Origin of the sequence: Nocardia vaccinii NBRC 15922, from assembly GCF_001613305.1 — a bacterium.
Taxonomy (GTDB): Bacteria; Actinomycetota; Actinomycetes; order Mycobacteriales; family Mycobacteriaceae; genus Nocardia; species Nocardia vaccinii.
Genome location: NZ_BDCC01000012.1, coordinates 507,839 through 534,588, shown reverse-complemented (window position 1 = coordinate 534,588; position 26,750 = coordinate 507,839). Strand labels below are relative to the sequence as shown.

Genomic DNA, 26,750 nt, shown 5'->3' with positions numbered 1-26,750 from the left:
TGGAGTTGGCGTTGCTGAACCTTTCGCTTCGCGGGCGACTCCCAGCCAGACCGAGACGCTTCGCCGCTGGGCACGTCGGTCTTTCGCCTCGCTTTGCTTCGCCTTGCTTCGCTGCGGCGGGTCGTCGCTACGCAGGTTCGACCCGCCCACGCGTGGTCGGCCGCGAGGATGGGGCGGCCTGTGCACCGGCTCAGACCCGCGCCGCCAGCTCCGTGTTCATCTTCGTCCAGTCGATTGCCTTCTCCCACTTTCCGACGACGACCGTGGCCAGACAGTTCCCGGCGATGTTGGTGAACACGAAGGCCGCCGAGAGGATCTTGTGCACCCCGAGGATGAGCGCCACGCTGGCCACCGGGATGGTGTGGGTGGCGGCGAGGGTCAGCGCGAGCATCGGAATCGCCGAACCCGCGACCCCCGCGCCGCCCTTGGAGGTCAACAGCAGCACGACCATCAGGCTCAACTGACCGGCCACGCCGAGGTGGGTATCGGTTGCCTGCGCCAGGAAGACGCTCGTCGCCGCCCAGTAGAGGCAGGTGCCGTCGTGGTTGAAGCTGTACGCCGTGGGCAGGACCAGACCCACCACCGAGTCGCTCACACCCAGCTTCTCGAGTTTGGCCGTCAATTGCGGAAAGACGCTTTCCGAGGAACTCGTCCCGATGACCAGCAGGAGCTCCTCCCGGAAGTACCTGATCAATTTCCAGAGGCTGACACCGGCGAACAACGAAATGGGCCACAGGACGACGACGAAGAACACCGCCACGGTGAGAAAGAAGACGAGCACCAGCGAGCCGAGCGACAACAGGGTGTGCAGCCCATAACTGGCCACCGAATAGGCGATCGCCGCACACGCCGCCAGCGGCGCGAGCTTCATGACCTTGCCGATGACCCAGAACAGACTCTGCTGCACGGTGTCGATGACCCCCACCAGCGGTTCGGCCTTGGCGCCGAGTGCGGAGACGCCGCAGCCGAACAACGCCGAGAACACCAGCACCTGCAGGATGTCGCCCTTGGCGAAGGCATCGACCGCGCTGGTCGGCACCAGACCCTCCAGGAAGGTCGAGAAGCTCATGGATTTCGCGGCGTGCACGGATTTCGCGCCGCTCAACGACGCCGGATCCACGTGCATGCCGGACCCGGGGTGCAGCACGTTGACCACGACCAGACCGATCACCAGCGCGAAGGTGGTCACCACCTCGAAGTAGAGAATCGCCTTCACCGCGATCCGCCCGACCTTGCCGAAATCGCGGACCTTGGCGATTCCGAGGGTGACCGTGCAGAAGACCACCAGCCCGACCACCATCTGGATCAGATTGATGAATATCGTGCTGACCACGTTGACGTTCTTCCCGACGATCGGGACGAAGACGCCCAGGAGAACGCCGAGCACCATGCCGACGAGGACCTGAAAGGTCAGGTCCTTGTGCAGCGGCTTGCCGAAGGGGCTGATTCCCTTCCAGTCGAATCGCCGAGGCCGTGACTGTTCGGGTTGGGGCAGGGCCTTTGAAACGGACATGCGGACTTCTCTCTGAGCAACGCCGGTGCGGCGTTCGGGATGGGCACAGACCCGGCGGGTGTGCCGCTATCGGGGGATCGAGTTCACGCTCGGGGCGCGGGCAGCCGGTCGAGCGGAGCGAATACCTCTGCCGAGGTCAGCGGCCGGGGCAGCATGCCCTGGGCATGGCATTCCGCCGCGATGGCGTCGATCGGGCCGGTCAGCCGCGACAACCCGGAGGCGGTGACCGGGATACCCGTGGCGCGCTCGGCGGCCAGGTGCTCGGCGCGGGTCAGCAGCTCCCAGACCCGGCCGACGGCCTCGGGCCGGGTCCGCAGGGTGGGCAGCGACACTGCCACGAGATGGTTGACCGGGACGTAGCCGTGCTCGTCGTACCACCGTTGATCGCGTTGCCGCGCTTGACTTATCAGTGGCACGAACTCATCGCCGGCCGGCAGGTCGTTGCCGAAGATCGCGGCATCGATCGCACCATCGCGCAGGGCGTCGACGAGACTTCCCGACAGGGTGCGGGAGACGAAGTCCGGATCCTCGTACTCGGGGACGTGCGCGGGATTCTGGGTCAGCCACGTCATGTCCTCGGCGCGCAGGCCGTAGTCCTCGCGCAGGTGGCTGCGGATCCAGAAGCCGGTGGTCTGGGTGTAGGAGCGCACACCGATGCGTCGACCGCGCAGTTCGGCGGGATCGTCGATCGGATCATCGGCTCGGCCGACCAGGCATTCCCGTTGGAAGCGCGCGGCCACGACGACGGGCAGCAGCGCGATCGGATGACCGTGGGCTATCGCCTGCAGCGCGGTGACGACGGCCAGTTCGCAGACGTCGAAGCTCTGCTCGCGCACCATCGGCGCGAAGACACGGTGGATGGGGGTGACCTCAGCGAAGTCGAGCCGCACCATCGGGTCGGTCACCTCGCCACTGCGAAGTATCTGTGCGACAGGGTGTTTGCCCAGCGCCGTGGTCAGGGTGACGGTCTGCTCAGACATGCTGGGGCCCTTTCTCGCGCAACGCGTAGAAGTGCGCGACGCTGCCGCCGAAGACGTTGGCGGCGTCGGCCGGATCGAGCCCGCCGAGTGCGCTGCGGGCGTCGGCGAGAAGTCCGGACAGGGGTCCCGCCGCGGCCGGGAAATTCGATCCCCACATGAGCCGCCGCGACCCGTAGGCGGCGAGCAGCGCGGCCAGGAAGTCGTCGATCGTCGAGGCGCCCTCGCCGCCCGCCCGCAGCGCCCGGTGGGTCACCTTCAGGTGCACCCCGGGGTACTCGGCGAGCTGGAAGAGCCCGTGTGCCGCGGCATACGGCGGGCCGTCCGACAGGATCGGCCGGGCGCAGTGGTCCAGGACGACCTTGACCCGCGGGAACTGTTCCAGGATGCGCCGCAGTGCCGGGATTCCCTCGATCGTCATCTGCAGACAGACCGGGATGCTTTGTGCCTGAGCGTATTCCCACACCGGATAGGAGTCCGCGTGGCCCAGCCAATCGGCCTGTCCCGGCATGGTGGTGCCGGTGGTGAAGAGCCGGAAGCCCGAGAGGCCCTGATCCTGCCAGCGGTTGATGCGGTCCACCGCGTCGGGCGCCAACGCATCGAGGGAGAACACACCGGTCAGCCGATCGGGATGGGCGCGTACCGAATCGGCCAGATAACGGTTGTCGTGGCCGTAGACCGTCGACGCCTGAACCACGACCGCCCGGTCGATTCCGGCCTTGTCGAGCGCGGCCAGCAGGCCGTCGACGTCGACCGGATGCTCGACCGACCAGGTGGATTGCCGTCCGCCGATGGGGTCTACCGGATACCGGCCCGTGTCGGCGGCGATGACATGCGTGTGTGAATCGATGATGGTCACAGTGGCTGTGCTCCTTGCGTTCCGCTGGTGGTCGATCGGGAGTTCAGCCGTGGGTACACGCGCCGCGCGTTGTGCTCATGGATCGCCGACAGCTCCGCGCCGGTGAGACCGGCACGCTCGAGGTAGCTTCCGGTGTCGTCGAAATGGCGTCCCGTGAGCGGATCGACGTCGCGCACGGCGCCGATCATCTCCGAGGCGAACAGGATGTTGGCGTGCGGGATCACCTCCAACAGGGTGTTGATCCCCGGCTGGTGATACACACAGGTGTCGAAGTAGACGTTGCCGAGGATGTGCTCCTCCAGGGGTGGTTTGCCCAGGGCCATCGCCAGTCCGCGGAATCGTCCCCAGTGGTACGGGCCGGCGCCGCCGCCGTGCGGGATCACCAAGCGCAGACCGGGAAATCGGGAGAACAGGTCTCCCTCGATCAGCTGCATCAACACGGTGGTGTCGGCGTTGAGGTAGTGCGCCCCGGTGGTGTGGAAGGCCGGGTTGACCGAGGTGGACACGTGGACCATGGCGGGTAGCTCGTACTCGACCATCGCCTCGTAGATCGGGAACCAGCTCTCGTCGGTCAGCGGCGGCGCGGTCCAGTATCCCCCGGACGGGTCGGGGCTCAGGTTGATGCCGACGATGTCGTGCTCGTCGACGCAGCGCCGGATCTCGTCCACGCACGTCGCCGGATCGGCCCCGGGAGATTGCGGCAGCATCGCCGCGGGAGCGAAGCGGCCCGGGTAGAGCCGGGCCACTCGTGCGCACAGGTCGTTGCAGTGCCGCGCCCAGTCGCGTGAGGTGCTCACGTCGCCGATGTGGTGGGCCATGAACGAGGCGCGCGGCGAGAAGATCGTGAGATCGATCCCGCGGGCATCCATGAGTCGTAACTGATTACCCTCCAATGATTCTCGGATCTCGTCATCCGAGATCCGCGGGCCGCCCGCCGGTGGTGGCGGTCCGCCGGCGAGCTCCTCGATCTGAGCCCTGCGCCAGTCACCCAACCCGGGCGGGGCGGTCGTGTAATGACCGTGGACGTCGATGATCAAGTGCGTTCTCCTTCACGGTCCGCGGCACGGGCGGTCTGGCACACCGGTGGACCCGGACCTGGCACTCGTGCGCCGAGAGCTGGTCGCTCCTTGTCGATCTGTGCGGTGGCACACAACTTCGGCGGGACGTGGCACCAAACACGGTCGCCGAACCGCCTTGGAGCCTATATGTTCACATTATTGTTGACAATAGCGTTGGCGATCTTAACGATTCGACTGCGCCGGTGCGCGGGTAGGAAAGCCGGATGGCCGACCGAGCAAGCTCTGAGGGAGAAGGGCACGAGGGACGCCACGCTGAATCGGACGATGACGATGATCGCCTTCGCGCAACCGGAGATCCGGCTGCTCGCATGCCTGGCTCAGTCCTCGATCACGCGGCCGACGACGGCCGATCCGGTCGAACCGGCGTCGCCGCCGACAGCACCGAGCCCGGCTCGCTCACTGACGTCGGCGAGGGCGCGCACTCACCTGACTGCCGTGCCGGTGCCGACTGTTCCGGCGGACGGAGACGCTGTGCCGCTGAGTGTGTTCGAGCCCGGTACCGGTCGGTTCTGCTAATGCGCCGCGGCGCACGAGCCCGTCGGAAGGTCGTTCAGATGCTGGGTGATCAGCGGGACGATCTTGTTCAGCATCGCCGTGCCGTCGTCGAAGGACCCCGAATTCGCCTGGGCGGCGACCGCGACCGCCATCTGCCCGTTCGGCGTCGTCACCAGTCCGAATTGGCGGACCAGATAATTGCCCGACGGATCGGGCCCCCAGCCGCCCTTGAAGGTGACATTCTGCAGATGCCCCAGGCCCCACTGCTGACCGGGGACGACCTTGCCCATCAGATCGGTGACCGTATTCGCGTTGGCCAGGCACGGCAGATGGGAGGCGAACCGTGCCTGATCGGCCAGCGCCCAGATGGCCTGGCCGAATGCCGAATAATCCGGCCGAGATCGGGTCGAGGGGACCTTGGTGGTGCTGTCGCCGCCCTGCTGCAGGATCTTCTGCACAGCCTGCGCGGCCTGATCGGGGGTGCCCAGCGATTGCCACAGCGCGTCGGCGGCGTTGTTGTCCGATTCGGTGATGGCCGCGGACATCGCGTAACTGGGCGTATTGCCGTTGGTGTTCAGCACGGCCAGGGTCAGCGGCACCTTCATCGTCGACCAGGCCGGACCCGAGGTCCAATCGCCCATGGACGTCGCGGTGTCGCTGCCGACCGCCATGACCGCCATCCCGGCGTGCCCGCCCAGGGTCGGCAGCAGCGACGCGAAGTCGGCGGCCAGCGATCCGGGCAATGCGATCACCGGACCGGGACTGGAATTGATCGGATGGGTGACGACCGGATCGAGTGGTGCGTCGTAGGCGGCCTTGGAGCATGCCGCGCTCGCCAGTAGGGCGAGCCCGCACACGGCTGCCCCGAGGCTCCTGCGCCACTTGCCCGGCTCTCTGGGTACCTGCACCCGGCCACCTCCACCATCGCGCGGCGGCCCGCGTCCGGGCCACCGGTCAGTCGTGGAATTCTGTGCCGTCACGCCCCCGGGGTCAAATGCGCGGACTCGCGATGGCGCATATGTGACGGAACACGTGACGTTTCGGCAGGTCGGTGGACCGTTCGCAGCCCGATTGTCCGAGCGAAACCACTTGCGCCGGAACGTCTTTCGCTCAGTACACGTAAACCACGGCGTTGTCGCCGCCGGTGCAGGTGATCAAGCGGCCGGTTGCCTTGCAGGTCATGGTGTACGAGCGGCCCGTGGTCGGACTGACCGCGACCACCGAGGTCGGCGAACTCGAACTCGAGTCGGCGGCCTTGGCGTACGCCTTGCGGACCGCCTCGGCGAATCCGCAGGTCGTCTGCGAATTACCCGATGCCGACCGGGTGTATTCGGTGTCCTGTCCCGACGAACTCGACGAGCAGGCGGTGGATCCTTCGGGCGGAGTGGAAGTCGCCGCGGCGGTCGTGGTGTCCGCGGACTGTGTGGCCGGTGCGGCCATCGATGCCGTGGTCGCCGTGCCGGCGCCGGCCTGCTGGGCGGCCGAGGAGCTGGTCGTGGGAGATTTGCCGAAGACCTGCCAGCCGACCACAGCGACTCCGATCACCGCCGCCGCGCCGAGGAAGCCGAGCAGCAACGGTACCGCGACCGACCGCTTCTTCGGTTTGGCGCCGCGATCCTCGTATCGTGTTGTGGCGCCGGCGTATTCGTATTCGTCGGAGTAGACGCCGTTGTCATCGGGGCCGTAACCGAGGACGGAATGCGCTGTGCGATCGTCGTATTCGCTCCGGCCGTATTCGTCCTGTTCGTATTCACCTGAGGAGTAGGCATTTTCGGCGTATTCGCCATCGACATACTCGCCCTCGGCGTATTCGCCGTGGTCGTATTCCCCTCGGCCGTACTCGTTTCCCGCGTAATCGTTCTCGTCGTATTCGGCGTAACCCTCGCCCGAGACGGGAGCCTCCGGATCGTAGTCGGCGTATTCGTCCTCGTAGCCGTCTGTGGTGCGGTAATCGGCCTCGTCGTCGTACCCGTACTGCGACTCGTCCTCGTACTCGGCGTAGCCCGCACCGATCACCCCCGCGGCGCCTGCGCTGGTGCCGTGCGGAAGCAGCTCGGTGTGCGGCGCGGAATCGACCGATTCTGGTGCTCGCTGAGGCAGTTTCGGCGTTTGCGCGGCCGGTTCCGCCTGCGGCGGAATCGATGCCTGACCGATCGATTCCGGTGCTCGCTGCGGAAGATCCGGCGTCGGCTGGACCGACTGCGGCGCACGTTGCGGGAGTTGCTGCGTCGGCGGGATCGGCTGCGGCGTTCGCTGCGGGAGTTGCGGCGCCGGCCGGGTCGGCTCCGAACCTCGCTGCGGGGGTATCGATTCCGACTGCGGCGCACGTTGCGGGAGCGTCGGTTCCGGCTGCGACGCACGCTGCGGCAGTCCCGGCGGCTGCGGGGCGAACCGGAACTCCTCCCGGGGCATCCGGGAGGGGTCCGCCGGCGTGATCACCGGGAGATCGCTGCTGGTATCGCGCTCCTCCGGATCGGGTGGCGCGATGATGCGCAGCGAACCGGTCGTCTCGTAACCGCGTGCGGCAGGGGCGGGTTCGTCGGGAATATCCTGATCCGCGGAGGTCGGGACCGGACCGCGAGCCATCGCATTGGTCGTCTCGTCCGCAGTGGACGGTATGCCCATGCCCGCGCCGGTCCGCATGACCGTGGTCGCCGAACCAGCGGCCGGGGGGATCTCCTCGCGCGGTTGAGGCGCGGGCTCGTACTGCTCGTCGCCGCGCGGCTGGAACTGCGCCGCGATCGTCGGCCCGTCGGGGCCGAACGGCTGGAACGTCGTGGGTTCCAGCACCGGCCGGGGCGCACCCGGACCGGGTGCGATGCGTTGCGGCAGCGGCGGCAGGGGACCGGCCTGCACCGCGCCGGTGTCGCTCGGTCGCGGCGGCTCGACCGAGGTCGAGGTGGGCGGCGGTGGTGCTGCGACGGCGGTTTCGCGCGCACCCGACAGACCCATCGCGGCGCGAGCGGCCCCGGCGAACTCCCCGGTCGTGGCGAATCGATCGTCGGGCGATTTCGACATGGCATGTGCGAGAACAGCATCCAGGGCTTCGGGCACGTCCCGGCGGTGCAGGCTCGGCCGCGGTGGCGTCTCGGACAGATGCGCGCGGATCAGCCCGCTCACGTTCTGCACGGGGAAAGGCGTTGCGCCGGTGAGGCATTCGTACAGAACGCAGGCGAGTGAATAGGTGTCCGAGCGGCCGTTGACCGGACCCGAGTCGAACCGCTCGGGCGCCATGTAGGTGTACGAACCCGCCGTGACGCCGACCATCGTGGTCGCGCTGTCACCCTCGCTGCGGGCGATGCCGAAATCGGTGAGGAAGGCGAAATCGGTCGGCGTGACGAGGATATTGGCCGGTTTGACATCGCGGTGCACCAGACCCGCGCCGTGTGCGGCATCGAGTGCGGTGGCGATCTGCTCGACGATATGCACCGCGCGTTCGGGCTCCATCGGTCCCTGTCGGCGCAGCAGGGCGCGCAGGTTGTCCCCGCGGATCAGGCGCATGTCCAGATAGAGCATGCCCTCGATCTCGCCCGCGCGATTGATCGGGACGATGTGCGGATCGGCGATGCGCGTCGCGGCGTGTGATTCGCGGCGGAACCGCTCGCGGTAGGCCGGATCCTGGGCCAGCTCCTCGGGCAGCAACTTCAGGGCGACGACGCGATCGTTGTGGGTGTCGTACGCCTCGTAGACCTCGCCCATGCTGCCGCGGCCGAGCATGGAGCGCAGCTCGTACGGGCCGAATCGGCCGCCGGTCCGCGGCCGCGATGCGTTCACCGGTGAAACCTCCGTCCCTGGGCAGGGTGCGACACCCGTGCCCGGCTGTCCCACCGGGGTTGCCTGCCCCGTTTACGCCGACGATTCTCCAGGTGCGACTACTCCGTGGTCAAACGCGAACACGATCGCGGCGGCGCGATCCCGTAACCCGAGCTTTCCGAAAATATGTCCGACGTGGCTCTTTACCGTGACCTCCGAGATGCCCAACTCCGCGGCGATCTCGGTGTTCACCCGCCCGCGCCCGATTCGCTGCAGAACCTCGTACTCGCGAGCGGTCAGCTCGTCCAGGCCGGAGCGAGCCTTCGCCGGAGTCGGCGCGACGGTGCGATATGCCGACAGCACTCGCCCGGTTACCGAGGGATCGAGCCAGGATCCGCCGGCCGCGACCGTGCGCACCGCGCGGATCAGATCCTCGGCGGGGGAGTCCTTGAGGATGAATCCGGCGGCGCCCACGCGCAGTGCGCCGGAGAGCAGTTGATCATCGTCGAAGGTGGTCAGCACCAGAACGGGCGGCGCTTCGGTGCGCGAGCGCAGGATTCGGGTGGCGTCGATACCGCCGACGCGCTTCATTCGCAGGTCCATCAGCACCACGTCGACGGGCTGCGTGGCGAGCGCGGCCGGGACCTCGTCGCCGTCGGCGCATTCGCTCACCAGGAAACCGTCGCGGCGGCGCAGGATCCGGCGCAGACCGCCGCGCACCAACTCCTGGTCGTCCACGACGAGAACGCCGAGCGCGTTCTCCTCGGACGGCGAAGTACCCGGAATCACATACCCTCCTGGAGTTTGCGGGTCAGAGCGGTGAACGCGTCGCGCACGGGCCGCAGATGGTCCTCCGATCCCGAGACCGGACACGTCGGGCCCGGCGAGGTGTCGGCGATCGGGAATCCGGCGCGCACCTCCCACCGCCCGGCGCTGGGTCCGGCGGTCAGGCTGCCGCCGATGAGTGTGGCGCGCTGCCGCATACCGGAAATGCCCATGCCTCGGCCGCGCCGAGCGGGGACCGGACCCGCGAGGGTGTTGGTAACGACCGCGGTGACCTGCGTGCCGGTGACCTCGATGCGCAGGGTGGCCGCGGCATCGGGGGCGTGTTTGGCGATATTGGCCAGCGATTCCTGGCTGATCCGGAACAACGCCAAGCCCGTCGTCGCCGAGACGGTCGTGACATCCCCGGACAGCGAGTAGTCCACGTCCAGACCCGCGCCCACGAAATCCTCGACCAGCGCGGGGATGTCGTCCATCCCCGGTTCGGGGGTCAGGCTGGACGGACGCTGATCGAGCAGGCCCACGGTGTGCCGGATGTCGGCCATGGCCTGACGGCCCAGCCGTTCGGCGTCGGTGAGCGCGTCGATCGCCTCCTCGACGTCGCGATCGGTCTGCAGCGCATGGCGGGCCGCGGTGAGGTGCAGCAGGGTCACGCTCAGCGAATGCGCGATCACGTCGTGCACCTCCCGGGCGATCCGGCGGCGTTCGTCGTCGGCGGCGCGGGCGGCGCGGATCTCCTGATTCTCGCGTTCCTGGTACAGATACATCCGCTGGTACTGCATCATCAGCCCGACCAGGGTGCCCAGCACGACCCCGATGACATAGTTGGGCAGTGAGTCGATGCCGGGGCCGACGAGGTGGAACAGCAGCAGCTCCAGCAACGCGATCACGGCGAATGGCAGGCTGATCCGCTTGCTGGCGATGGCCGCGACCTCGCCGGCGACGACCACCAGCACGAACGGCGAGGCGTCCAGCGTCACCGGCTGCAACAGGAATATGCCCTGCGCGATCAGCCCGACGGCGCACAGCGGTCCCGGCCGTGGCGGGACGCCGAAGATGGTCAGGATCGGGAACGCGAAGGTGACCAGGAGCAGCGCCAGGATGGGCAGGGCGGTCGGGAAGTAGGCGTGCCGCTGGATCACCGCGGTCACCGCGGCGATCGACAGAGCCAGATCGGCGGTGAGGATCACCGCCGGCGGGTAGTCGAACGGGAGCTCGGCCATGTGCTGGTCGAATGTGCCGCGCGGGTCGTGCCAGAACTCCACGATCCGCTGGCGCGCGTAGCGCCATCCGACCACGGCACGCCAGAGCACCGCGGCCAGCAGAACCGCGGCGGCGGTCAGCACGACGATCCGCAGCACCTCCATGCACCAAGGCTAGCCAGTCGGTGTGACACCGATCATCGTTCCTGGAGCGGGGGCCGGCTCCTACCGGGGTAGGAGCCCAACTCACGCCCTCGGCACGACGATTCGCCGAGGTCGCGTCCGTAGCGTCGACACCACAGCGTTCGGCGGACCGATGCCGGGCGCAAGTGGGAAGGGGTGAGCGCCATGACCTGGCAAGATTTGCACGCCCGTACCGAAATTCTGGATGTGGTGCTGACCCGAGCGGCCGCCGATCCGGTGAATCCTGGCTTGCTGCAAGGACTTCCGGACGTCGAGCGGCTGTTCGGCGGACCCGCCGGTGTGCTTGCCGCGCTGCAGTACCGCTGGGACAACCACCTGCACGTCAAGCTCGACCTGGCGTTGCTGCAAGGACAGTCGGCCGCCGAGGCGTATCTCGAGCTGGCCGCGGAACAGCCGGTGCTGCGCGCCGTGCTCGACGCCCAGGACGTACGCCGGTGGCGTGCGTCCGAGGCGCTCGTGCGCTGATACGCACCACAACCGGAGACAGTGCCCGGTGAGCGGGCCGAGACGAGGAGGGGAACACCGATGTTGGAATTGACCGACGTCGTCAGGGAGTACCGAGTGGGGCAGCAGCGGGTCCGTGCCCTCGATGGCGTCAGCCTGAACATCGCCGCGGGGGAGTTCACCTCCGTCATCGGCCCGTCCGGGTCCGGGAAGTCCACCCTGCTGCATCTGCTGGGCGCGCTGGACTCGCCCGATTCGGGGTCGATCACCTTCCAGGGCGAGGAGATCGGCGACCTCGGTGACGATCGGCAGTCCGAATTCCGGCGGCACCGTGTGGGTTTCGTCTTCCAGTTCTTCAATCTGTTGCCGACGCTGACCGCCTGGGAGAACGTGGCGATCCCGAAACTCCTGGACGGCACCGGATTACGGAATGCCAAGTCGAGAGCGCTGGAACTGCTGGACCTGGTCGGGCTGGGCGAGCGCGCCGAGCACCGACCCGCCGAACTGTCCGGCGGACAGATGCAGCGCGTGGCCGTGGCGCGGGCGCTGATCATGGATCCGCCGCTGATCCTGGCCGACGAGCCCACGGGCAACCTCGATTCCAAGACCGGCGCGGCCATTCTGGAACTGTTCGGCATGATCACCGAGCAGGGGAATTCGGTGGTGATGGTCACCCACGACATGAGCGCCACGCACTACTGCGATCGCGTGATCACTCTGCGGGACGGGCGAATCGGGTCGATCACCACCGGTGAGCATGCCTCCGGCCGACGTTCCGCGGATGGGTATCGGGCGGTTCGCGCATGATCATCGCCGCGTGGGATCGCCTGCGGCTGTTCAATATCGGTGAACTGCTCGCACATCGCGGCCGCACCCTGATGGCGATGGCCGTGATGGCCGTCTCGGCCGGGCTGCTGGTCTCGGTGTTGAGCATCTCCGGCTCGGTCACCGGTTCGGTCGACAAACTCACCAGGGCGCTGGGAGGTAAAGCGGCACTGGAGATCTCCGGCATCACCGACGGCGGGTTCGACCGGAATCTGCTGCCGCGGATCCAGGCGGTGCCCGGAGTCTCGGCGGCCGTGCCGATGGTGCGGTCCAGGGTCGGCGCCGGCGCGGACCGCACGCTGCTGATCGGGGCCGATGCGAGCGTATCCGCGCTGGGCAGTGCGCTCGCCGGGCCGATGAGCTCGCAGGCGGTGAAACTGCTCTCGGTACCGGACGGAGTGCTGGTCGGCGCGGGCCTCGGCCGACACGAGGGGGAGCGGTTCGCCCTCGGCGCGACCAGGGTGACGGTGGCGGGCGTACTGGACGACCGCACGTCCGGGCAGCTCAACGGTGGTCGGATCGTCGTGGCGGCACTGCCGGTGGCCGAGCGGATCCTCGGCCGGTCCGGACAACTCGATTCGATCCAGATCGTGCCCGCGCCGAAAACCGATGTGGGGCGATTGCGTTCGACGCTCACCGCGGTGGTGAACGGCCGCGCGGTGGTGGCCGATCCGAGTCTGCGCACCGCGCAGGCGGGCGGGGCGATCCAGCTGGTGCGCTATTCGACCACGATGGCCTCGGCCGCCGCGCTGATCGTTTCGGGATTTCTGATCTACAACGCGATGAGTATGGCTGTGGCGCAACGCCGTCCGGTGTTGTCGCTGCTGCGGGCCATCGGCGGGCGGCGTGCGCCGATGGTGCGCGACCTGATCGCCGAGGCCGCGCTGCTCGGCCTGATCGGCGGCGGAAGCGGCGCGATGGTCGGAATATTGATGGGGCGCAACGCGATTCACCAGGTTCCCTCGGCGATGACGGCCTCGGTGCAGGCGCACATCGAATACCTGGTGCCCGGCTATGCGATCCCGATCGCGATCGCGGCATGTGTGCTGGCCAGCACCGCCGCGGCCGCGATCGCGGCCCGGCAGATCTACAAGGTGCAGCCGATCGAGGCGCTGGCGCCGGTGGGAGTGTCGAAATCCGATGCGGTGAACCCGCTGTTGCGTTGGGGCGCGGTACTTCTCGGCGGCGTGATGGTCACCGCGGCGATCCTGATCGCGCACGCGGATATCGGCCGGTTGTCCCTGGCGGCCATCTCGCTGTCCATCAGCGCGGCGGTGGTGCTGTGCTTCGCGGCGACGGAGCCGATCGTGCGGTCCGCGGCGATGGTCGCGCGTGTGTTCGGTGCGCCCGGGGCGTTGGGCGCCACCACGCTCGAGCGTGCGCCACGCCGCGTCTGGGCCACCACCATGACCGTGATGATCGGTGTGACCGCGGTGGTCGCCATGGGCGGCGCGTCGCACAACCTGGTCGATTCGGCGACGGCCACCTTCGCCGACCTCGCGCGCCGGGACGCCTACGTCAGCACGTCCTCGCTGGCGGAGTTCCCGACCGGGCCGCTGCTGCCGTCGGATCTGAAGGCCCGGATCCGGGCGCTGCCGGGGGTGGCCGACGCGGGTTCGGCTCAAATGGCCTTCGCGACGCTGGGCCGTGGCCAGGTGATGTTGCAGGCCTATGAGCGCGGTGTCCCGGCCGGGCCGATAGCCGAGCTCCGGCCGGGTGTGCAGGACCGGATGGCGCGCGGCGAGGGCGTGGTCGTATCGGGGGACGTGGCGCGGCAGTTGGGCGTGCACGAGGGATCCGAACTGGATCTGCCGACCCCGACCGGTATCCACGAAATCCATGTGCTGCAGGTGATTCCGTACTTCTCGGCGATCACCGGGACGGTGCTGCTGGATCTGGACATGTTGCGGCAGTGGTATGAGCGGCCCGGAGAGACCATTCTGGGCATCAGTTACGCCCCCGGTGTGAACCCCGCGGCCGAACTCGACCTGCTGCGCCGGAACGTGCCGCCGGGGCTGGCGGTGGACACCGGTTCGGGTGCGGTGGCGGCGGTGTCCGGCGGGGTGAGACAGGGCACGTCGCTGTCCGGATCGATCCTGTGGATCGTGGTGCTGGTCTCGACGATCGCCCTGCTGAACACGCTGATGCTCTCGGTTCTGGAGCGAAGGCGTGAACTGGGCGTCCTGCGCGCCATGGGCACCAGCCGCCGATTCATGCTGCGCGCGGTGCTCACCGAGGCCGCCGGAATCGGGCTGACCGGCGCGGTGCTCGGGCTGGCCATCGGCGCCGCGGTCCAGTACCTCGCCGATATCGCGTTCGGACGAGCCATGACCATCCCGGTGGCCTATTCTCCGAGCCCGATGCTGCTCGTATACGCCTCGGCCGCAATGGTTCTCGCGTTACTGGGTGCCATCCCGCCCGCGCTGCGTGCGGCCCGCATGCCGATCATCGAGGCCATCGCGGCAGATTGATCGGTGTATCGGAGGGGAGCTCTCACCCGCGCTCGGGGCGGGTGAGAGCCTTTCTCACACCCCACCGGGACAGATGCACCCTTTCCAGGTTCTGGAACGGGTGCGGACATCTCGACGGGGTGCGGGGGCTCGACGGTGTCGGAGCTTTCCTTAAACTGTGGACATGACTGCACCCACGGTGGACTTGATGGACTATGCCGATGTCGTCGACCGGTTCGAGCCGGTGCTGGGCATGGAGGTGCATGTCGAGCTGGGCACCGCGACGAAGATGTTCTGCGGCTGCCCGACGACCTTCGGAGCCGAGCCGAACACTCAGGTCTGCCCGGTCTGTCTGGGCCTGCCCGGCGCGCTTCCGGTGGTGAACGAGAAGGCCGTCGAATCGGCCATCCGCATCGGCCTCGCGCTGAACTGCTCGATCACCCCGTGGGGCCGGTTCGCGCGCAAGAACTACTTCTATCCCGATCAGCCCAAGAACTACCAGATCAGCCAGTACGACGAGCCGATCGCCACCGACGGCTACCTGGACATCGTGCTGGACGACGGCTCCACCTTCCGGGTCGAGATCGAGCGCGCCCACATGGAGGAGGACACGGGTAAATCGCTGCACGTGGGCGGCGCCACCGGCCGCATCCACGGCGCGAGCCACTCCCTGCTGGACTACAACCGCGCGGGCGTGCCGCTGATCGAGATCGTCACCAAGCCGGTCGCCGGGGCGGGGGAGCGCGCGCCCGAGGTGGCCCGCGCCTACGTCACGGCGCTGCGCGAAGTGCTGAAGTCGCTCGGCGTCTCGGACGTGAAGATGGAGCAGGGCTCGCTGCGTTGCGATGCCAACGTCTCGCTGATGCCCAAGGGCGCCAAGGAGTTCGGCACCCGCACCGAGACCAAGAACGTGAACTCGCTGCGCAGCGTCGAGGTCGCGGTCCGGTTCGAGATGCGCCGTCAGGCCGCGATACTCGCCTCCGGCGGCTCGATTCTCATGGAGACCAGGCACTTCCACGAGACCGACGGCACCACCTCGCCCGGCCGCCCCAAGGAGACCGCCGAGGACTACCGCTACTTCCCCGAGCCGGATCTCGAGCCCGTCGCCCCCGACGCGGCCTGGGTCGAGGAGTTGCGCGCCACCATCCCCGAGTACCCGTGGCTGCGCCGCGCCCGCATCCAGGCCGAATGGGGCCTGCCCGACGAGGTGTTCCGCGATCTGATCAACGCCGGTGCGCTGGACCTGATCATCGCGACCGTCGACGCGGGCGCCTCGGTCGACGCCGCCCGCGCCTGGTGGGTCAACTACCTCACCGAGCGGGCCAAGGATCGCGACGTGGCGCTCGAGGAGCTGCCCATCACCCCGCGGCAGGTCGCCGAGGTCGTCGCCCTGGTCGACGCAAAGACCATCAACAGCAAGGTCGCCAAGCAGGTCGTCGATTTCGTACTCGCCGGGGAGGGCGAGCCGGGTGCGATCGTCGAGGCCAAGGGCCTGGGCATGGTGTCCGACGATTCGGCTCTGCAGGCCGAGGTCGACAAGGCCCTGGCGGCCAATCCGGATATCGCCGAGAAGATCCGTTCGGGCAAGGTGCAGGCCGCGGGCAAGGTCGTCGGCGATGTCATGAAGGCCACCCGCGGCCAGGCCGACGCCGCCCGCGTGCGCGAGCTGGTGCTGGCGGCCTGCGGCGTCGCCGGATAGCGCGATCCTCAGCCGATCGAGCCGGCGAGCGGCCTCGCGCCGAGCCGGTTCGAATGCGCCGATGACGCCGGGAACACCTCCCCGCAGATCGTGCGGGGCTGCCCGCGCGGACTCTCGCTAGTCCGGCGAGCCGTTGCCCGAGCCGCCCTTCGGGGGCGGAATCCGCACGACGCGCTCGTCCAGCGGTCCGGCCGCGGACGGCTTGTTCACGGTGTCAACCCAGACGTAGCCGTCCGGAGCCAGTGACGCGCCGTTCAGCTCGCCGTACTTGTTCTGCGCGACCATGGTCGGCTGGGTGGTGATGGCGTGGGTGTTCTGGTCGGCGTTGGCGAAGGCCAGCGCCTTGCCCCCGGCCAGCGATACCGCGACGCCGTCGACGGCGGCCGCGCATCCGCCGACTCCCGGCCGGTCCGGCCAGGTCCACCCGGTGCTCACCGTGCCGTTGCTGTCCACCCGCTGCAACCGGTCCTCGGTCGCGGTGCGATCGGTGAACCAGATGGTGTCCTTGTGATCCGGGCAGACGCCACCGGCCGCGCCGATGCCCGAGGCGAGGATCTTCGGATTCGCGCCGCCGGGCGCCGGGTTGTCGATCGTGAACACCTTGCCCGCCAGCGAATTCGGATTCCCGGCCGCGCCCGGATCACCGGCGTTACCGGTCTCCACCACCATCCTGGTGGCCGAGACGAAGTCGATGGCTCCGCGATTTCCGGTGGTGCCCTTGGGAATTCCGGTCAGGATCGGTTTCGGAACGCCACCCGCGCCGATGCGCACGATGCGGTTGTCGCTCGAGGTGGTGATGTACGCGTACATCAGCCCGTCCTCGTCGTAGGTCGGCGACAACGCGACAGCGGTGAGACCGCCGTCACCGGCGGCGTCGACATCGAGTTTCGCCACCTCGGTCGGGCTCGGCGGCACCTCGCTGGCGTCCACGTTGACCACCTTCAGGACCCGGCCGGTGACGCGCTCGGTCACCAGCGCCTGCTGCCCGTCGGGCAGCACCGCGAGGCCGCCGGTGGTGTCCAGGCAGGACACCACGACGCTCGGATCGGGGTCGACGCACGGCCCGGCGGCGCGTTTGGGCGTGGACGGCTTGGTCGAGGGCGTGGTGGTCGGTCCCGATCCCTCGGGGCTGATGCTGGGCGCGGGGGTGAACGGTTTGGACGCGGAATCGTCGAAGCCGGCGCATCCGGCCAGCAGACCGGCGGTGACAGCCAAGCTCACAGCGATACGGCCCGCGACAACCACACTCATGGGTCAGACGTTACGGAAATACCGCGGTGCATGCTCGCAGGGGGTGACCTGACCGGCCCGCGTGGCGCGGACACGCCGCACGGAGACGAAGCGCGGATCCCGGCGTCGACATAGTCTGCACGGGTGACCGACAAGCCGCATGCATCATCCGAGTCGAACACTCCCGGGCACTCCGGGGCGCCGGCGGGCAGTCCTTACGACGGGCCCACCGGGGAGTTCCCCACGGTGAAATCCACTTCCGGCTCCGATGTCCCGCGCACCGAGGACGAACTCGGCCTCGATCCCGATGTTCCCGCCACGGGCGGCTCGTCCGCCGCGCCGTACACCACCGGCCAGTACGAATCCGTCGGAATCGGCAGGTACGAAACGGTCGGAAGCGAACACCCCGCCGGGGACGCCGACGCGCCGGAGCGCGAATCCACCGCCTCGACCTACTCTTTCGCCACCATCCCGCCCGCCCCGAGCGGTGACGGCATCACCCCGCGTAAACGCCTCGCCCGCACCGACACTCGTCGCGGCACCCAGGATCTGGGCCTGCTGGTGCTGCGTCTGGTCATCGGTCTGACCTTCCTCTACCACGGCCTGCAGAAGCTGGCCGGATGGTTCCACGGACCGGGCCTGAGCGGCACCCGTGAGATGCTGTCCTCGGGCGGCTGGAAGCATGTCGAACTGTCCGCCTCGATGCTCACCGTCGCCGAGGTCGGCGGCGGCATCCTGATCATCCTGGGCCTGGCCACACCCCTGGCCGCGGGCGCGGTGCTGGCCTCGATCAGCGACGCCTGGCTCTGGAAACAGGGCATGTCCAGCGGATTCCAGTACAAGACAGTCGAATTGGAGTCGATCCTCGCGGGTTTGGCCGCCGCGGTGATCCTCACCGGCCCCGGCCGCCTGTCCTTCGACCGCGGCCGTGGCTGGGCCACCCGCCCCAGCTACGGTTCCTTCGTGGTTCTCGTCCTCGCGCTGGCGGCCGCCGCGGGCGCCTGGTTCTACCTGCACGGCGGCAACCCGTTCCACGGCATACGCCACTGATCCGTAACGCTGTCCCGGCGATCGCCGTCCCGCGATTCGCCGTCCGGAAGGCCGGCCCGCACCGTGTCGGGGCCGGCCTTCCGGCGTTCCTGGCGGCGGGATTCTTCGCGTTTCCGCCTGGTCGCCGAGGCGGCAGGTTTACAATTCCTGCATTCATCGAAATATTCAGGAAATGTTTATATTCGATAATAATTGAAGAATTCGGGAAGGAGAACCTCGATGACGACGATCAAGGCGGCCATCACCCAGGCCACCTGGACCGGGGACAGGGAATCCATGCTGGCCAAGCACGAGAAGTTCGTCGAGCAGGCCGCGGTCGAGGGCGTGCAGGTGATCTGCTTCCAGGAATTGTTCTACGGGCCTTACTTCGGAAATGTTCAGGACAGGAAGTATTACGAGTACGCCGAATCGGTGCCCGGCCCGACCACGGCGCGATTCGCCGAACTGGCCCGCAGGCACAACATGGTCGTCATCCTTCCGGTCTACGAGCAGGAGCAGCCAGGGGTGCTGTACAACACCGCCGCGGTGATCGATGCGGACGGCAGCTACCTGGGCAAGTACCGCAAGCATCACATCCCGCACCTGCCCGGCTTCTGGGAGAAGTTCTATTTCCGGCCCGGCAACCTCGGCTACCCTGTCTTCGACACCGCGGTCGGCCGCATCGGGGTCTACATCTGCTACGACCGTCATTTTCCCGAGGGTTGGCGAGCGCTGGGGCTGGCCGGCGCGGAGTTGGTGTTCAACCCCTCGGCCACCAAACCCGGCCTGTCCAACCGGCTCTGGGAGCTCGAGCAGCCCGCCGCCGCGGCCGCGAACCAGTACTACATCGCGGCCAACAACCGAATCGGCACGGAGAGCGACGAATTCGGCGAGGCGGCGGTGACCTTCTACGGCAGTTCGTATTTCGTTGATCCGCGCGGCAACTACGTCGGCGCGGTCGCTTCCACCGGAACCGAGGAACTCGTGATCCGCGAGTTGGACCTGGACGTGCTGCGGGAGGTGCGCGGGGACTGGCAGTTCTACCGGGACCGTCGCCCGGATTCGTACGAGGCCATCGTCGCGCCCTGATCCGGTCCAGCCGACTCCGCACGATCATCGTCGCGCCGGGTGCTCCGATCCCGCAAGCTCCACCGGCTCACCATCTTCGGTCCTCTTTCGAAGGAGTTACCCGGTATGCCGACAACTTTCATCACCGGCGGCACCGTCGTCTCGGCGACCGGCCGCGGCGCCGCGGACATTCTCGTCGACGGCGAACGGATCGCCGCACTGCTCGAACCGGGCAGCACGGTGCTCGGCACGGACCTCGCCCGGACCGCGGACACGGTGATCGACGCGACCGGCAAGTACGTCGTCCCCGGCGGCATCGACGCGCATACGCACATGTCGATGCCGTTCGGCGGCACCACCGCCTCCGACGATTTCGAGTCCGGCACCCGCGCCGCGGCCTGGGGTGGCACCACCACGATCATCGACTTCGCGGTGCAGAAGTTCGGCGAGCGCTTGCAGGACTGCCTGGCCACCTGGCACCAGATGGCCGCCGGACAGTGCGCGATCGACTACGGGTTCCATCAGATCGTCGGCGATGTGAACGACGCGTCGTTGTCGGCGCTGCGCGAGCTGCCTGCTGAGGGCATCACCAGTTACAAGCTGTTCATGGCCTATCCGGGCGTGTTCTACAGCGACGACGCGCAGATCCTGCGCGCGATGCAGATCGGCGCGTCCACCGGCCTGATGACGATGATGCACGCCGAGAACGGGCCCGCCATCGACGTTCTCGTGGGCCAGTTGCTCGAACAGGGCAAGACCGATCCGTACTATCACGGCATCGCGCGGGCCTGGCAGCTCGAGGAGGAGGCCACCCACCGGGCGATCATGCTGGCCGATCTGACCGGCGCCCCACTGTATGTCGTACACGTCTCGGCGAAACAGGCTGTCGCGCAGGTGGCTTCGGCGCGCGATCGCGGCCGCAACGTCTTCGGCGAGACCTGCCCGCAGTATCTGTACCTGTCACTGGAGGAGCAACTGGGCGCGCCGGGTTTCGAGGGAGCCAAGTGGGTGTGCTCCACCCCGCTGCGCTCGCGTGCGGAGCGCCATCAGGACCACATGTGGCAGGCGTTGCGCACCAACGACATTCAGATGGTGGCCACCGACCACTGCCCGTTCTGCATGAAGGGGCAGAAGGATATGGGCGTCGGGGATTTCTCCAAGATTCCCAACGGTATCGGCTCGGTCGAGCACCGGATGGACCTGATGTACCAGGGTGTGGTCGAGGGTCGGATAACCCTCGAACGGTGGGTCGAGATCACCTCCACCACCCCGGCGCGCATGTTCGGACTCTACGGCCGCAAGGGGGTGCTCGCGCCCGGCGCGGACGCCGATGTCGTGATCTACGACCCGGACGGGCACACCTCCATCGGCCTGGGCAAGGCCCACCACATGAATATGGACCATTCGGCCTGGGAGGGTTTCGAGATCGACGGCCACGTCGACACGGTGCTCTCGCGCGGCAAGGTCGTCGTCGACGCGGGGGAGTACATCGGTCGCAAGGGCGACGGCCGCTTCGTGCGCCGCGACCCCTGTCAATATCTGATCTAGGGAGGCGGCAATGCAATTCGGCGCGGTACTGCAGTGTGATCCGCCCTCGGCGCGCACGGTGCACCTTGCGAAACTGGCCGAGGCGTACGGCTTCAGCCACGTGTGGACCTTCGATTCGCACATCCTGTGGCAAGAGCCCTACGTGCTGCACAGCCGAATACTGAACGAGACCAAGCGAATTACGGTCGGCCCGATGGTGACCAATCCGGCCACCCGGGACTGGGCGGTGACCGCGTCCACCTTCGCCACCCTCAACGAGGCGTACGGCAATCGCACCGTCTGCGGCATCGGGCGCGGCGATTCGGCCGTGCGGGTCGGCGGCGGCCATCCCGCAACACTGCGGACGCTGCGCGATTCGATCCATGTGATCCGGGAGTTGGCCAATTCCCGCCCTGTCGAATTCGACGGCCGCACAGTGCAATTCCCGTGGAGCGCGGGTTCGCGACTGGAGGTGTGGGTCGCGGCGTACGGGCCCAAGGCCCTGGCCCTGACGGGTGAGGTCGCCGACGGATTCATCCTGCAGCTGGCCGACCCGGACATCGCCGAGTGGACGATCCGCACCGTCCGGCAGGCCGCCGCGGCGGCCGGGCGCGATCCGGACGCGGTGAAAGTCTGTGTGGCAGCTCCGATGTACATCGGGACCGATTACGCGCACATGCGCGAACAGTGCCGCTGGTTCGGCGGCATGGTCGGTAACCACGTCGCCGACATCGTGGCCCGCTACGGCTCGAGCGGGCAGATTCCCGCGGCGCTCACCGATTACATCGCCGGGCGGCACGGCTACGACTACAACCAGCACGGCCGCGCGGGAAATACCCACGCGGACTTCGTCACCGACGAGGTCGTCGACCGCTTCTGCATCCTGGGCACCCCCGAGGAGCACCTGGCCAAACTGCGCCGGCTCGCCGCGCTCGGGGTCGATCAGTTCGCCGGGTATCTGCAGCACGACAACAAGGAGGAGACCATGCGCGTATACGGCGAGGTCGTCGTACCGCAGATGAGTCCGGCCGTGGCGGCGCTGCGGGATACAGGTGCGGGTGAGTGACGGACCAACGATCCGGCAGGGGTCGTCGAGTCGGCTCAGGCGGTGATGGCGTGAGTGAGGTTGTCCAGCAGCTGATTCCAGCCGAAGTGGATGCCTGCCATGGCTGGTTCGGAGCCCGGCGTCGCCGCCGCGCCACCCCATTCGGCGGCGGTCGCGAACCTCACCCGATGCCCCGGCTCGGCAGGCGCGGGGTGGGATTCAGTCGTGCGTCGAGCGGGGCCGGAGGATGACCACCGGGATTTCGCGGTCGGTCCAGGCTTGGTACGTCTCGAAGTCCGCGTACGCGTCGACGAGGATCGGCCACAGGCGAGCGCGCTGTTGCGGGTCGGCGGTGACGGCGTGGACGGGCCGGTGGTCGCGGCCGATCTGGATGTGCGTGTCCGGATGGGCGCGCAGGTTGTGGTACCACTGCGGGTGTCTGGGAAGCCCGCCCTGCGACGCGACGATGACCGTATCGTCACCGTCGGTGATGTAGAGCAGGGGCGTGGTGTACGTCGTTCCGGACTTCCGGCCGCGGTGTTCCAGCAGCAGGGTCGGTACCGGCTTACGGAACCCGGCGCCGATGCGCCACTTCCCGCCGATCCGTCCGTTGGTGCACCGGTACACCCAAACCTGGGCTCTGCCTGCGTATTTGAAGATCTTCGGCAGCAGCGGGGAGTCGAGTTGTTTCGGGCGCGGCGGTGTGACGGCGGTCATGGTGTTCCTTTCGTCCAGGGAATACGACCATACAGCTGACCTAGTATGTATGGTCAAGGCTCGTAGCGCACGGCACCAGCCGACGTGCGGGCCCGGTCCACGCCGGCCGGTACCCTCGATCCCGACCCGGCGCAGGTGAAGGGGTGAACAATCCGGTGCGCACACATGGATGGTCCGGGGCGACGCCCGTCGATGACGAGGAGGCCGTCGCACGGATTCTGGCCGCTGCACGCGCGGCGATCGATCGATCCGGCAGCGACTTCACCGTCGCGGAGGTCGCGCGTGAGCTCGGCGTCACCCGTCAGACCGTGTACCGCTACTTTTCCAGTGCCGAAATGCTGCTGACCGCGACCGCCGTCGCACAGACCGGACATTTCCTCGACGCCCTCACCGAGCACCTGCGCGATATCCGCGACCCCGCCACCGCCGTGGTGGAAGGCATCGCCCACACTCTCGAACGCCTACCACATGAGAAATACCTGAACCTGCTGCTAGCCCCGGGACGCGCCAGCGCCTTCTCCGCCGGTGTAACCTCCGATACCGCACTGGCATTCGGCCGCTCGATCCTGCAACGCTTCTCCGTCGATTGGGCCGCGGCCGGAATCACCGGCGCCGACCTGGACCAACTCGTCGAACATATGCTTCGCATTGTCCAGTCGTTCGTCATCGACCCCGGTCGGCCACCACGCCGCGGCCGAGAACTGCGCAGCTACCTGACCAACTGGGTCGCTCCGGCGCTTGTCCACACCTCTCGCCGGGTGCCGTAACAGGCGGTCGCCGCAATCAAGTCTCGCAAGACTTCTCCGCCGTCGTCGGAGCACACAACGCGAGGTCTCGATCCGTGCGGGCCATCTGATGCACGATGTAGCCCTGAGCGCCGGAAGACGTTCTGCGGCAGAGTGAACGGCTCGCCCGTCGGCATCCGCTCGACCTCCCGCAAACGAATTCGGACCCACTCGTGACGAGCGGGCCCGAATTCGCGGGGAGAGGGAGAGCGGTTACGGCACGCGCCGCACAGCGCCCTTGTCGGCCGATGTCGCCAACGCGGCATAGGCCCGCAGCGCGGTGGTGATCGGGCGATCACGGTTGACCGGCTGCCAAGGCCGTTCGCGCGCATCCATTTTCGCGCGACGTTCGGCGAGAACCTCGTCGGAGACCAGCAGTTCCAACGCGCGGGTGTGCACGTCGACGCGGATGCGGTCGCCGTCCTCGATCAGGCCGATGGTGCCGCCGCTGGCGGCCTCGGGGGAGATGTGGCCGATGGACAGGCCCGAGGTGCCGCCGGAGAAGCGGCCGTCGGTGATCAGCGCGCAGACCTTGCCCAGGCCCAGACCCTTCAGGAACGAGGTGGGGTGCAGCATCTCCTGCATACCCGGGCCGCCCGCGGGGCCCTCGTACCGGATGACCACGACGTCGCCGGGGGTGATCTTCTTGCCGAGGATGGCCGAGACCGCGTCCTCCTGGGATTCGAGCACCACGGCCGGACCCTCGAAGGTGAACAGGTCCTCATCGATACCCGCGGTCTTGAGGATCGCGCCGTCCGGGGCGATATTGCCCCGGAGCACGCACAGCCCGCCCTCGACGGTGTAGGCGTGCGCGAGGTCCCTGATACAGCCGCCCTCGGCGTCGGTGTCCAGGGACGACCAGCGATTTTCCGTGGAGAACGGCACGGTGGTGCGCACGCCGCCGGGTGCGGCGTGGAACAGTTCGATCGCCTCGTCGGATGCCTTGCCCGAGCGGATGTCCCAGGTGTCGAGCCATTCGTCGAAGCTGCGGGTGTGCACGGTCGAGACGTCGGTTTCCAGCAGCCCCGCGCGACGCAGTTCGCCCAGGATGGCGGGGATGCCGCCGGCGCGGTGCACGTCTTCCATGTGGTAGTCGGAGTTGGGGGAGACCTTCGACAGGCACGGCACCCGGCGGCTGATCTCGTCGATGGTGGCGAGGTCGAAGTCGATCTCACCCTCCTGCGCTGCCGCGAGGGTGTGCAGCACCGTGTTGGTGGAACCGCCCATGGCCACGTCCAGGGCCATCGCGTTGCGGAAAGCCTTGGCGTTGGCGATATTTCGCGGCAGCACCGAGGCGTCGTCCTCGCGGTACCAGCGGTTGGCGGCCTCGACGACGGCGGTGCCGGCCCGCTCGAACAACGCGCGCCGCGCGGCATGGGTGGCCAGCGTGGAGCCGTTGCCCGGCAGCGCCAGGCCCAGCGCCTCGGTCAGGCAGTTCATCGAGTTGGCGGTGAACATGCCCGAACAGGAACCGCAGGTCGGGCAGGCGCTGCGCTCGACCTCGGTGAGACCCTCGTCGTCGACGGCGGTCGAGGCGCTGGCCGAGATGGCGGTGATCAGGTCGGTCGGCGCCTGCGCGACACCGCCGACGACCACGGCCTTACCGGCCTCCATCGGGCCACCGGAGACGAACACGACCGGGATGTTGAGCCGCATCGCGGCATTGAGCATGCCGGGAGTGATCTTGTCGCAGTTGGAGATGCACACCAGCGCGTCGGCGGTGTGCGCGTTGACCATGTACTCCACCGAATCGGCGATGATCTCACGGCTGGGCAGCGAGTAGAGCATGCCGCCGTGGCCCATCGCGATGCCGTCGTCCACGGCGATGGTGTGGAATTCGCGCGGTACACCGCCCGCGGCCCAGACCGCGTCCGCAACGATCTCGCCGACGTCCTTCAGATGCACGTGGCCGGGAACGAACTGGGTGTACGAGTTCGCGATGGCGACGATCGGCTTACCGAAATCGGAATCGGTGAGGCCGGTGGCCCGCCACAGCGCGCGTGCGCCTGCGGCGTTGCGTCCGGCCGTGGTGGTGCGTGAACGAAGCGGTGGCATAGGTGTCGGGTCCTCGAATCTCGTCGCGGGGGCTGGTCGGCGACTGGTGACTGCCTGGACGGCCCTTTTACGGTACTCCCGAGTGAGGAGGAGGTTATGCGCCGGTGGGCGACTCGGCGGACCGCGTGTTGCTGGTGTGCCGCGATCGGCCGATTCGATTTTCAGCACACGTGCCGCGACCGATATTCCCGCGTCCGGGCACATCCGCTTCGCCACGTCCGAGATCGGCGCTCGGCGCGACTCGGGGCGGATCGGTGGGACGCCATCGCCGGGGAACCACCGCGCCGGATGCGCACGCGGATCGGTCCCACTCGGGCGAGATCAGTCGTCCTCGCCTTTCGCGCCGGATTCGGCGGTCGCGTTGGTGATCTCGGTCTCTTCGCCGGTGTCCTCGGAGGCTTCCTGTTCCGCTGCCGCGGCCTCGGCGCGGGCCTTCGCCTCGGCTTCTTCGGCCGCCGCGAACGGGTCCGGGATGCGACCACCGCTGGCCTCGACCAGAATGCGCAACCGGTCGTATCCGACCGCGGGCAGCGGCACCTCGGACCCGTCGGACAGATGCGCGCGCACGTAGCCGCGCTTCGGAATGCTCACCCCGTGTAGCTGTGACCAGTCGATATGCCGCGAACCGAAGAATGTCCGCAGATCCAATCCGGCCGCGGACACCTTCGTGCGGGTGCGCTCGATCCAGATCGCGACCGCGACCGGGATGACGAACAAGATCCACAGCACCTGGGGCCATCCGAAGAAGGCGAACGCCACACAGAACAGCAGCACGAACACGGCGAGATGACCGAGGCGCGGGTTTCTGATCACCCGACCCGTATCGCCCGGCTGGTCTGCGGTGTGGGACGATCGAGTAGGTGGCACGGACTGATGCGACGAGGACACACCCACATCCTCGCATCAAGGCGATCGGACACAGATACCGCCCTGTCTCACATGATGAGACACCCATGTCAGGGAATTTGACTCAACGCCGCACGCGCGAATACCGTCGTGCGCGTGAATCGA

22 protein-coding genes are annotated in these 26,750 nt (G+C 67.9%); 9 read left to right on the top strand and 13 right to left on the bottom strand.

Translation table 11 applies throughout. The annotated features are described in order from the left end of the window. Positions 1-190: 190 nt before the first annotated feature. The 8 genes from NV1_RS11045 to NV1_RS11005 form a co-directional block, all read right to left on the bottom strand. Positions 191-1,513, bottom strand: coding sequence for a cation:dicarboxylate symporter family transporter (locus NV1_RS11045; RefSeq protein ID WP_084525249.1), 1,323 nt, complete (start codon positions 1,511-1,513; stop codon positions 191-193). Positions 1,514-1,596: 83 nt separating this feature from the next. Next, positions 1,597-2,493 carry a substrate-binding domain-containing protein gene (locus NV1_RS11040; RefSeq protein WP_067888706.1) on the bottom strand — a complete coding sequence of 299 codons (897 nt, stop codon included), beginning with the start codon at positions 2,491-2,493 and terminating at the stop codon, positions 1,597-1,599. After that, the gene (locus tag NV1_RS11035) at positions 2,486-3,349 is read right to left on the bottom strand and encodes an amidohydrolase family protein (RefSeq protein WP_067888703.1); all 864 of its coding nucleotides are present in this window, start codon (positions 3,347-3,349) and stop codon (positions 2,486-2,488) included. Before NV1_RS11035 ends, NV1_RS11040 begins: the two co-directional genes overlap by 8 nt. Further along, positions 3,346-4,386 carry an amidohydrolase family protein gene (locus tag NV1_RS11030; RefSeq protein ID WP_067888700.1) on the bottom strand — a complete coding sequence of 347 codons (1,041 nt, stop codon included), beginning with the start codon at positions 4,384-4,386 and terminating at the stop codon, positions 3,346-3,348. Before NV1_RS11030 ends, NV1_RS11035 begins: the two co-directional genes overlap by 4 nt. 554 nt (positions 4,387-4,940) lie before the next feature. After that, the gene (locus NV1_RS11020; RefSeq protein ID WP_157116762.1) at positions 4,941-5,831 is read right to left on the bottom strand and encodes a serine hydrolase; all 891 of its coding nucleotides are present in this window, start codon (positions 5,829-5,831) and stop codon (positions 4,941-4,943) included. Positions 5,832-6,033: 202 nt separating this feature from the next. Beyond that, positions 6,034-8,697 carry a serine/threonine-protein kinase gene (locus tag NV1_RS45005; protein ID WP_067888691.1) on the bottom strand — a complete coding sequence of 888 codons (2,664 nt, stop codon included), beginning with the start codon at positions 8,695-8,697 and terminating at the stop codon, positions 6,034-6,036. 72 nt (positions 8,698-8,769) lie between these two features. Then, complete coding sequence (locus tag NV1_RS11010) at positions 8,770-9,462, bottom strand: response regulator transcription factor (RefSeq protein ID WP_067889052.1); 693 nt, start codon at positions 9,460-9,462, stop codon at positions 8,770-8,772. Next, positions 9,462-10,826, bottom strand: coding sequence for a sensor histidine kinase (locus tag NV1_RS11005; RefSeq protein ID WP_067888688.1), 1,365 nt, complete (start codon positions 10,824-10,826; stop codon positions 9,462-9,464). The genes NV1_RS11010 and NV1_RS11005 overlap by 1 nt, the downstream gene beginning before the upstream one ends. Before the next feature lie 183 nt (positions 10,827-11,009). Here NV1_RS11005 and NV1_RS11000 point away from each other — a divergent pair, with 183 nt between their 5' ends. The 4 genes from NV1_RS11000 to gatB all read left to right on the top strand — a co-directional run bounded on the left by NV1_RS11000 (position 11,010) and on the right by gatB (position 16,283). Next, the gene (locus tag NV1_RS11000) at positions 11,010-11,330 is read left to right on the top strand and encodes a hypothetical protein (protein WP_067888686.1); all 321 of its coding nucleotides are present in this window, start codon (positions 11,010-11,012) and stop codon (positions 11,328-11,330) included. A 60-nt stretch (positions 11,331-11,390) separates the two neighbouring features. Beyond that, on the top strand, positions 11,391-12,116 hold the full coding sequence (locus tag NV1_RS10995) for an ABC transporter ATP-binding protein (RefSeq protein WP_067888682.1): 726 nt from the start codon (positions 11,391-11,393) through the stop codon (positions 12,114-12,116). Beyond that, positions 12,113-14,605, top strand: coding sequence for an ABC transporter permease (locus NV1_RS10990; protein ID WP_067888679.1), 2,493 nt, complete (start codon positions 12,113-12,115; stop codon positions 14,603-14,605). Before NV1_RS10995 ends, NV1_RS10990 begins: the two co-directional genes overlap by 4 nt. A 163-nt stretch (positions 14,606-14,768) precedes the next feature. Next, on the top strand, positions 14,769-16,283 hold the full coding sequence (gene gatB, locus NV1_RS10985; protein ID WP_067888676.1) for an Asp-tRNA(Asn)/Glu-tRNA(Gln) amidotransferase subunit GatB: 1,515 nt from the start codon (positions 14,769-14,771) through the stop codon (positions 16,281-16,283). Positions 16,284-16,400: 117 nt separating this feature from the next. Here gatB and NV1_RS10980 read toward each other — a convergent pair whose 3' ends face one another. Next, entirely contained in the window at positions 16,401-17,534 is a 1,134-nt protein-coding gene (locus tag NV1_RS10980; protein WP_067888673.1) for a PQQ-dependent sugar dehydrogenase, read from the bottom strand. Between the two features lie 123 nt (positions 17,535-17,657). Between NV1_RS10980 and NV1_RS10975 the strand changes: the two genes are divergently transcribed. From NV1_RS10975 to NV1_RS10960, 4 genes are all read left to right on the top strand, one after another. Next, the gene (locus tag NV1_RS10975) at positions 17,658-18,563 is read left to right on the top strand and encodes a DoxX family protein (RefSeq protein WP_067888671.1); all 906 of its coding nucleotides are present in this window, start codon (positions 17,658-17,660) and stop codon (positions 18,561-18,563) included. Positions 18,564-18,782: 219 nt separating this feature from the next. Then, a complete protein-coding gene (locus NV1_RS10970; RefSeq protein WP_067888668.1) occupies positions 18,783-19,631 on the top strand; it encodes a nitrilase-related carbon-nitrogen hydrolase in 849 nt (282 codons plus the stop codon). A 105-nt stretch (positions 19,632-19,736) separates the two neighbouring features. Then, positions 19,737-21,158: a dihydropyrimidinase gene (gene hydA / locus NV1_RS10965; RefSeq protein WP_067888665.1), complete on the top strand. Its 1,422-nt coding sequence runs from the start codon at positions 19,737-19,739 to the stop codon at positions 21,156-21,158. A 10-nt stretch (positions 21,159-21,168) separates the two neighbouring features. Next, the gene (locus NV1_RS10960; protein WP_067888662.1) at positions 21,169-22,203 is read left to right on the top strand and encodes a TIGR03842 family LLM class F420-dependent oxidoreductase; all 1,035 of its coding nucleotides are present in this window, start codon (positions 21,169-21,171) and stop codon (positions 22,201-22,203) included. A gap of 35 nt (positions 22,204-22,238) precedes the next feature. On the opposite strand, the gene NV1_RS46330 is transcribed toward NV1_RS10960, so the two are convergent. Together NV1_RS46330 and NV1_RS10955 are read right to left on the bottom strand one after the other, a co-directional pair. Next, complete coding sequence (locus NV1_RS46330; protein ID WP_281181813.1) at positions 22,239-22,367, bottom strand: hypothetical protein; 129 nt, start codon at positions 22,365-22,367, stop codon at positions 22,239-22,241. A gap of 34 nt (positions 22,368-22,401) precedes the next feature. After that, positions 22,402-22,899 (bottom strand): nitroreductase family deazaflavin-dependent oxidoreductase, encoded by a 498-nt coding sequence (locus tag NV1_RS10955; RefSeq protein WP_067888659.1) that lies wholly within the window; start codon positions 22,897-22,899, stop codon positions 22,402-22,404. Between the two features lie 155 nt (positions 22,900-23,054). On the opposite strand from NV1_RS10955, the gene NV1_RS10950 reads away from it, so the two are divergent. Next, on the top strand, positions 23,055-23,666 hold the full coding sequence (locus NV1_RS10950) for a TetR/AcrR family transcriptional regulator (protein ID WP_067889049.1): 612 nt from the start codon (positions 23,055-23,057) through the stop codon (positions 23,664-23,666). 231 nt (positions 23,667-23,897) lie between these two features. Here NV1_RS10950 and ilvD read toward each other — a convergent pair whose 3' ends face one another. Together ilvD and NV1_RS10935 are read right to left on the bottom strand one after the other, a co-directional pair. Continuing rightward, the gene (ilvD, locus tag NV1_RS10945) at positions 23,898-25,739 is read right to left on the bottom strand and encodes a dihydroxy-acid dehydratase (protein ID WP_067888656.1); all 1,842 of its coding nucleotides are present in this window, start codon (positions 25,737-25,739) and stop codon (positions 23,898-23,900) included. Positions 25,740-26,060: 321 nt separating this feature from the next. Further along, positions 26,061-26,552 (bottom strand): PH domain-containing protein, encoded by a 492-nt coding sequence (locus NV1_RS10935; protein WP_084525248.1) that lies wholly within the window; start codon positions 26,550-26,552, stop codon positions 26,061-26,063. Positions 26,553-26,750: the final 198 nt, after the last annotated feature.

Coding starts and splice junctions, on each gene's coding strand:
- NV1_RS11045 (WP_084525249.1), bottom strand. CDS start 1,513: ATGTCCGTTTCAAAGGCCCTGCCCCAACCCGAACAGTCACGGCCTCGG.
- NV1_RS11040 (WP_067888706.1), bottom strand. CDS start 2,493: ATGTCTGAGCAGACCGTCACCCTGACCACGGCGCTGGGCAAACACCCT.
- NV1_RS11005 (WP_067888688.1), bottom strand. CDS start 10,826: ATGGAGGTGCTGCGGATCGTCGTGCTGACCGCCGCCGCGGTTCTGCTG.
- NV1_RS11000 (WP_067888686.1), top strand. CDS start 11,010: ATGACCTGGCAAGATTTGCACGCCCGTACCGAAATTCTGGATGTGGTG.
- NV1_RS10995 (WP_067888682.1), top strand. CDS start 11,391: ATGTTGGAATTGACCGACGTCGTCAGGGAGTACCGAGTGGGGCAGCAG.
- NV1_RS10990 (WP_067888679.1), top strand. CDS start 12,113: ATGATCATCGCCGCGTGGGATCGCCTGCGGCTGTTCAATATCGGTGAA.
- gatB (WP_067888676.1), top strand. CDS start 14,769: ATGACTGCACCCACGGTGGACTTGATGGACTATGCCGATGTCGTCGAC.
- NV1_RS10980 (WP_067888673.1), bottom strand. CDS start 17,534: ATGAGTGTGGTTGTCGCGGGCCGTATCGCTGTGAGCTTGGCTGTCACC.
- NV1_RS10970 (WP_067888668.1), top strand. CDS start 18,783: ATGACGACGATCAAGGCGGCCATCACCCAGGCCACCTGGACCGGGGAC.
- hydA (WP_067888665.1), top strand. CDS start 19,737: ATGCCGACAACTTTCATCACCGGCGGCACCGTCGTCTCGGCGACCGGC.
- NV1_RS10960 (WP_067888662.1), top strand. CDS start 21,169: ATGCAATTCGGCGCGGTACTGCAGTGTGATCCGCCCTCGGCGCGCACG.
- NV1_RS10955 (WP_067888659.1), bottom strand. CDS start 22,899: ATGACCGCCGTCACACCGCCGCGCCCGAAACAACTCGACTCCCCGCTG.
- ilvD (WP_067888656.1), bottom strand. CDS start 25,739: ATGCCACCGCTTCGTTCACGCACCACCACGGCCGGACGCAACGCCGCA.